This is a genomic window from Streptomyces sp. NPDC058864 (assembly GCF_042742985.1).
Taxonomy (GTDB): domain Bacteria; phylum Actinomycetota; class Actinomycetes; order Streptomycetales; family Streptomycetaceae; genus Actinacidiphila.
The window spans coordinates 35276-41620 of record NZ_JBHYMQ010000074.1 but is presented as its reverse complement, the minus strand read 5'-3'; the positions used below and the strand labels follow the sequence as shown (position 1 = coordinate 41620).

5 protein-coding genes are annotated in these 6345 nt (G+C 72.3%); 1 reads left to right on the top strand and 4 read right to left on the bottom strand.

The features are described 5' to 3' along the window. Positions 1–45 precede the first annotated feature (45 nt). On the bottom strand, positions 46–726 hold the full coding sequence (locus tag ACFW3D_RS35445) for a hypothetical protein (protein ID WP_500511559.1): 681 nt from the start codon (positions 724–726) through the stop codon (positions 46–48). A 325-nt stretch (positions 727–1051) separates the two neighbouring features. On the opposite strand from ACFW3D_RS35445, the gene ACFW3D_RS35440 reads away from it, so the two are divergent. Then, the gene (locus ACFW3D_RS35440) at positions 1052–3583 is read left to right on the top strand and encodes a CehA/McbA family metallohydrolase (RefSeq protein WP_500511557.1); all 2532 of its coding nucleotides are present in this window, start codon (positions 1052–1054) and stop codon (positions 3581–3583) included. 105 nt (positions 3584–3688) lie between these two features. Here ACFW3D_RS35440 and ACFW3D_RS35435 read toward each other — a convergent pair whose 3' ends face one another. The 3 genes from ACFW3D_RS35435 to ACFW3D_RS35425 all read right to left on the bottom strand — a co-directional run bounded on the left by ACFW3D_RS35435 (position 3689) and on the right by ACFW3D_RS35425 (position 6089). Continuing rightward, positions 3689–4435, bottom strand: coding sequence for a phosphotransferase family protein (locus ACFW3D_RS35435; RefSeq protein ID WP_500511555.1), 747 nt, complete (start codon positions 4433–4435; stop codon positions 3689–3691). 136 nt (positions 4436–4571) lie between these two features. After that, positions 4572–5057 (bottom strand): cupin domain-containing protein, encoded by a 486-nt coding sequence (locus ACFW3D_RS35430; protein WP_500511554.1) that lies wholly within the window; start codon positions 5055–5057, stop codon positions 4572–4574. A gap of 438 nt (positions 5058–5495) precedes the next feature. Beyond that, positions 5496–6089, bottom strand: a complete 594-nt coding sequence (locus ACFW3D_RS35425) for a malonic semialdehyde reductase (RefSeq protein ID WP_500511563.1) — start codon at positions 6087–6089, stop codon at positions 5496–5498. Positions 6090–6345 lie beyond the last annotated feature (256 nt).

Genomic DNA, 6345 nt, shown 5'->3' with positions numbered 1-6345 from the left:
GCTGTGAAGCCACCCGCCGAGGCCGCGTCGTGGTGTGCGGCTGCCCTATCGCCCGCGGGCCACCCGGAAGGAGCGGATGACGGTCTGGTCGACGGTGCTGCCCGCGGTGTCCGCCCCGGTGAGGCGGACCGAGACGTAACCGCCGCCCGCGGGCGGCGTCAGCTTGACGAAGCCCAGGTCGCCCACGCGCCGGACCTCGAGGGTCCTCCAGTTCCGGCCGTCGTCGAAGGAGACCCGGACGCCCAGCGACCGGGTGGCCGCCTTGCCGCCGCGCTCGGCCGCCACGGTGAAGAGGTAGGTGCGGCCGCCCGTGACCGTGCGGGAGGGGCCCACCGGGCCGCCGAGCCGGACGTTCATGAGCGGGAGGTCGGCCGCTTCCGCCCCGGCCGGGCGTGCGGAGACGAAGGTCCAGGTGGCGGACGCCTTGCTGCCGAGGTCCGACCAGCCGACCTTTCGGGTGCCGGACGAGGTCAGGGTGTAGGTGCCCTTCTCGTGCGGGACCACCGTCTGCAGCCGGCCCAGGGACCCAAGGGAGGCGATCGGCACCCCGTCGCGGTACAGGGTCGACGAGCCCGTGGTGTCCCGGGCCTCGCCGGAGTGGGTCGCGGTGTCCTCGGCGGCCGTGGAGAACAGGCCCGGCGTGAGGGACATCCGGTCCTCCAGGCGCAGGGCGTCCACCGACCGGGCGCGCAGCGGTGCCTGGTTCCAGACCGAGTCCTTGGTCACGAGCGACGAGAAAACCATATTTGATCAAGGTTGCCCAGCCGTCCGCACCACCGAGTGCGCGACGCCTTCCCTGGCCCCATGGGGTGACCCGAGGCGTTTGACCCGGCAGGCAGGCGCACCTTAGGGGTGTTTGACCCATGCACGGAACCCGGGCCGGCTGGCAGCGTGGCGGATGCAGGAGGGGCGGTCGGGCCCCCGCGGAACCCGTCGGCAGGACAGCCGGCCGGTGCCGCCCGAGCGCGGCTCTCCCGTCCCCCGGTGGGGCGTTCGCACGACCGGTGCGAACGCCGTGTCACTCGTTCACCCCGCACAAAAGGCGCAGCAGATGGAAACAGCAACAGGGGCCAACGGGCCGGACCGCGGGTCCGAGGGCCTGACCCGGCGGAGGTTCGTGGTCATGGCGGGTTCCGCCGCCGTGGCGGTCGGTGTCGGCGCGAGCACCGCCGCGGCGGCCACGGGGCCCGCCTCCGGGCCGAACGGCAAGGTCAAGGCGGCGGGCGGGATCTCCCCGCTCAACCGGGCCGAGGCGCCCAAGGGCATGTGGCTCGCGGGTGACACCCACGTCCACGACGACCACTCGTCGGACGGCAGCGGGCCCCGCCAGACGTCCCACCAGGCCCTCCCCGGCAACCTTCCGGTCGGCGACCAGATCGCGCAGGGCGAGAAGGCCGGTCTCGACTTCATGCCCCTGACCGACCACCGGACGTACGACCAGGTCTGGGACCCCCAGTGGAAGTCCTCCGAACTGCTTCTGATCCCGGGTGAGGAGGCGAACGGCTCGCCCCACGCCATCGTGCTGGGCAACGTGGACGTGATCGTGGACGGGGCCAACCCGCCCGGTTCCGCGGCCTTCCGGCACGTGCAGCAGTCGGTCTGGGACGCCCATGCGCAGGGTGCGGTGTGGTCGCAGGCCCACCCTGACGACGGTGAGTACACGCTGGCCGCCGGCCCGAACGCCAACGCCAGCGTCCAGGGCGCGGACCTCGTCGAGGTGCTCAACGTCTCCACCGGCCCGGACGAGCAGGTCGAGTACGCGGAGAACCGCTGGAACGCCGGTTTCCGTTTCGGGGTGGCGGCGGCGAGCGACTGCCATTTCCGCGAGCTGTGGGACATTGACGCACCCGGGACGCCCACCACCCACGTCTTCGCGGCCGAGCGCTCGGTCCTCGGCATCCTGGACGGGTTCCGCAGCGGGCGCACGACGGTCGCGCAGAACACCTCGGGGCCGTTCCTGACGATCGAGGCGGACGCCGACGGTGACGGCGTGTTCGAAGCCATCGGCGGCGACGAGGTGGTTCTGACCGACCGCAAGCCGCCGAAGAAGGCCACGCTGCGCGTCAGGGTGAAGGGCGGCAAGGGAACCACCGTCCACGTGTACGCGGCCCCCGGCCGTTCGGCGGGACCCCTCGCGAGCTACCGGCCGCAGCGGGCCGACGAGACGTACGAACTGCCGCTCGTGCTCAAGGGCACGGACCACGGCTGGTTCCGGGCCGAGGCCCGTTCCCCCGGCAGCCCGTCCGGTTCCGACGCCGACCCGAACCTGCCGGACCAGCTGCGGGGCGCCACCTCGCCGATCTTCGTCTCCGTCGGCGCTCCGGCCGCCCCCCGGCCCGAGATCCCGCTCCCGGCCGCCGACACCGCCGTCGACGGGGCGCAGCTCGTCACCGGCGATCCGGGCACGTTCACCGGCTTCTCCGATGTCGCGGTCGTCGGCGACATCACGCACGTCGTGGCGGAGGTGCACGAGGACCACGCGAGCAAGGTGGTCTACCGCCGTCTCAACGGCAAGGGCAAGGTCACCAAGTCCGTCACCCTTTCCGGCCGTTCGGCCACCGCGCGGTTCCCGCGCATAGCCGCCACGTCACGCGACGTATGGGTGGTCTGGCAGGACGAGCAGGGCAAGGAGCAGCCGCACCGTCCGGTGATCCTGCTGGCCCACAGTGCCAACGGCGGCAGCTCCTTCAAGGCCCCGGACAAGATCAGCAAGGGCAAGGGGCGCGCCGTCCACCCGGCGCTGGCAATCGTGGACGACACGCACCCCCTGGTCGCCTGGTCCGACAACAGCGGTGGCGCGTTCGACGTGTACGCCCGGATCGTCGGCATCGACAGGGCCGCGGTGAACATCTCCGCGGCGGGCAAGACGACCGATCCTGGTGTTCCCGGGGACGCGCGCTCCCCGCGCCACCCCGCCTCGCTGTTCCCGGCGATCGCCGTCCACGACGGCCGGCACGCCGTGATCACCTGGCAGGACGACCGCTTCGACCCGGACCCGCTGTGGACCGGTCACACCCCGCCCGCCGGTCAGCCGGCCGGCGGCGGCACGGATCCCGACAACTGGCAGGTCCTGGCGTCGGTGCGCAGGGCGCCGGGCCGTGCCTGGAGCAACCCGGTCCAGGTCAGCAGGGTCAGCGACCGCTCCGACCGGCACCCGGGCCTGACCGTGGACGAGGACGGCACCTTCGTCGCTATCTGGGAGAGCGGTGCGCTGCAGAGCTCCGGCGCCAACCTCCAGCTACGGGCCGGCCGCTCCACCGACGGCGGAACCACCTGGACGGCGTTCGAGAACGTGGCCCTCGACGCCGACGCGATGAGCCAGCGCGCCAGGCTCGGCGTCGACCCCGATGGCACGGTCCGGGCCGTCTGGTACGACTCCCGCTCGGCCGACTGGCGGTGGAAGGTCCTCACCGCCACCCTCGACCGCGCGAAGGGCTGGTCGCAGGCCACCCAGGTGAGCCATCGGGGCAACAACACCTGGCCCGCACTCCACCGCGGCGTCGTGGTGTTCACCAGCGACCGCGGTGCGACCCGTACTCAGCGCGACGAGACCCAGCAGATCTTCCGGGCGAAGCTCGTCTGAAAGAGCCGGCAACGTCCGGCACGCCCCACGCCTCACGCGCCCCGCACCCGGGACGGCCTGCTGGATGCGTGGGAACGCCCGCACAGCCGTCGGGCCCGCGCAGGCTCACATCCGGGATCTCAGGACGTCGACCTCGCAGCCCGGCGCGAACGGGTCGAAGCCGTGGTCGATCAGCCAGCGAACCACCAGCAGGCTCCGCACCGACCACCAAGCGTGGATCACTCCGAGGTCGACGTCGGTGCCGTAGCCGGCGATGACGTCGGCGAGGTGCTCCTCGTGTCCGAGCGTGAAGGTGGCGAGGTCGTACAGGGCGTCGCCCCGGCCCGCCTCGGACCAGTCGATGATGCCGGTCACTTCGTCGCCGTCGACGAAGACGTGCGCGATCTGCAGGTCGCCGTGCGTGAACGCCGGAGTCCACGGGCGGAGCGCGGCCTCGGCGACCTGGCGGTTGCGGGTGACCAGGTCGGCAGGGAGGACGCCACCGGCCACGAGCAACTCGCACTCCTCGTCGAGTTCCGCCGTCAGCGCGACGACGCTCCGCCCGGCCCGGCCGTGCCGGGGCGGCAGCGGCGCTTCGTGCAGCTTGCGGATGGCGGCGCCCGCCGCGGCCCACGCCGCCGGTGGCCCGGTCGACGGCCCGCCGAGGCGCCCGAGCGTCGCCCCCGGGACCGCGGCGATCGCGAGCACCGGCGGCTCGCGCCACAGGACCTCCGGCGTGGGGACCGGCGCGAGGGACATCGCCTCGATCTCGACGTCGATGCGGGCCTGATCGGCGTCCACCTTCAGGAACACGTCGCCGACGCGCAGCGTCGCGCGCTCGGAATGGGCGACGACGACCTCGACCTCATCCATGGGCGACCAGTATCCCGGGGATGATTGCGCACGTCGCCGGGTTTGCCGCGTGCGACCACGCGGCCGGCCACGTCCCGCTGCCCGGCGGCCTTGTGCACGAGATCGACCGCTGACGAGGTCAAGCCCGCCGTTTTCGTCAGGAGTTCCCACCCGACGGATCGTCGACCTTGAGCGCTTCGCCCGTGTTGCTGATGAAGACGACCAGCAACTGCGCCGGCTCCGTCCGGCTGGCGTTCTCCGACAGGACGTGGTGCGCGCCCGGCGGCTCGACCCAGTAGTCGCCCTGGCGATAGGTGTGAACCGGCTGGCCCGCGAGCTGGCTGCGCACGGTGCCCTTGAGTACGTAGGCGTAGACGAAGGCCTCCCCGTGCCGATGCGGGGGCGTACTGCCATCCGGCGGATAGTCGACGATCGCCGAGGTGAACGACTTGCCCTTGAGGTTCGGAAGCGCCTGCTCGAACTGGACGGACAGCTTGTCGGGCGGCCGGGTGGACGGCTGAGAGGAGACCGCGGCGGCCGGCGCCTCGCCGCCGGCGTCCTTTGCCGCGGGAGCGCACGCGGCGACCGCCGCCATGGTGAGGCCAAGAGCGAGAAGGCTTCGACGGAACGCCATTCGGGTCATGGCGGCGATCTCCTGTCCTGTTCGCGTTCTCCAAGGTGCGCCGCACAATGCGGCCGGAACGTCACGGAAGGCTTCCGGCCTGCGAATTCATCCCGCGACCGGACCCCTCGAGGATCCTAAAGCGGAATCGATCGGTCCGCTCGGGCTGCTGATGCCTGCGGGAAAGGCCCGTGCGCCGGCAAGGGCCTCTTTTGGCCCGCCGACCCCGCGGAGCGCGCCAAGACCACGTGGCGCCGCAGGCTCTAGCCGGTCAAGCCGTTGTCCCGCGCCCGGGCGGACACGGCCCGTTCGGAGCAGCCGGCCGGCGTCGCCCTGCTCGGACGGTGACATGGCAGCGTGACGCCGAGCCCCCGGCACGCACTGCCGACGTGGCCGGGTACACCGAACCCCCGGGGGTGGGCCCCGGGGGCTTGAGCGCGGCCTGTTCGCCGCCCCGCGTCAGACGGTGCTGACGACCTCGTCGTAGGCCAGCCGCGGGTTGCGGGCGAACCACGCGTCCGTCCCCGGGTTGCCGATGTTGACGACGGCGAGGACGGAGCGGTTGCCCTCAGGGAAGAACTCCTTGTTGATCGCGTCGGCGTCGAAGCCGGTCATCGGGCCCGCGGCGAGGCCGGCGGCGCGGACGCCGATGATGAAGTAGCCCACCTGAAGCGCGGCGTTGAGGGCGGCGGACCGCTCGCGGACGGTGCGGTCCGCGAAGAACATGTCCTTGGCCTGCGGGAAGTGCGGGAAGACGGCCGGCAGTTGCTCGTGGAACTCGTTGTCGGCCGCGAGCAGGGCGACCAGCGGCGCGGTCTCGGTCTTCTTCCTGTTGCCCTCGGACATGTGCTGCACCAGACGCGCGCGGGCCTCGTCGGAACGGACCAGGACCATCCGCAGCGGCTGCTGGTTCATCGAGGTCGGGCCGTACTTGACCAGGTCGTAGATCTCCTGGACCTGCTCGTCCGTGACCGGGGAGTCGGTGAAGGTGTTGGCGGTGCGTGCCTCACGGAAGAGCAGGTCCTGTGCGGCGGGGTCGAGCACGAGCGTCATGGCGGTTCCTCGGGTCGGTACGGTCGGTTCGGGTGAAGGGGGAGACGGGGGTGACGGGCGCCGGCCGGTCCCGGCCCACCGGAACTGGGCGCTCGCGCCGAGCAGGTACACCCCGGTGGCGGTGGCCCCCACCAGCGCCCACAGCAGGTGACCGGACAGGGCATGCGCCAGCAGCGCGCCGAGCACGGCGCCGAGGGCGGCCGTGGGCAGGTGAAGTGCCGCCCACACGGGCCCGGCCGGTGGTGCCGTGCGGGCC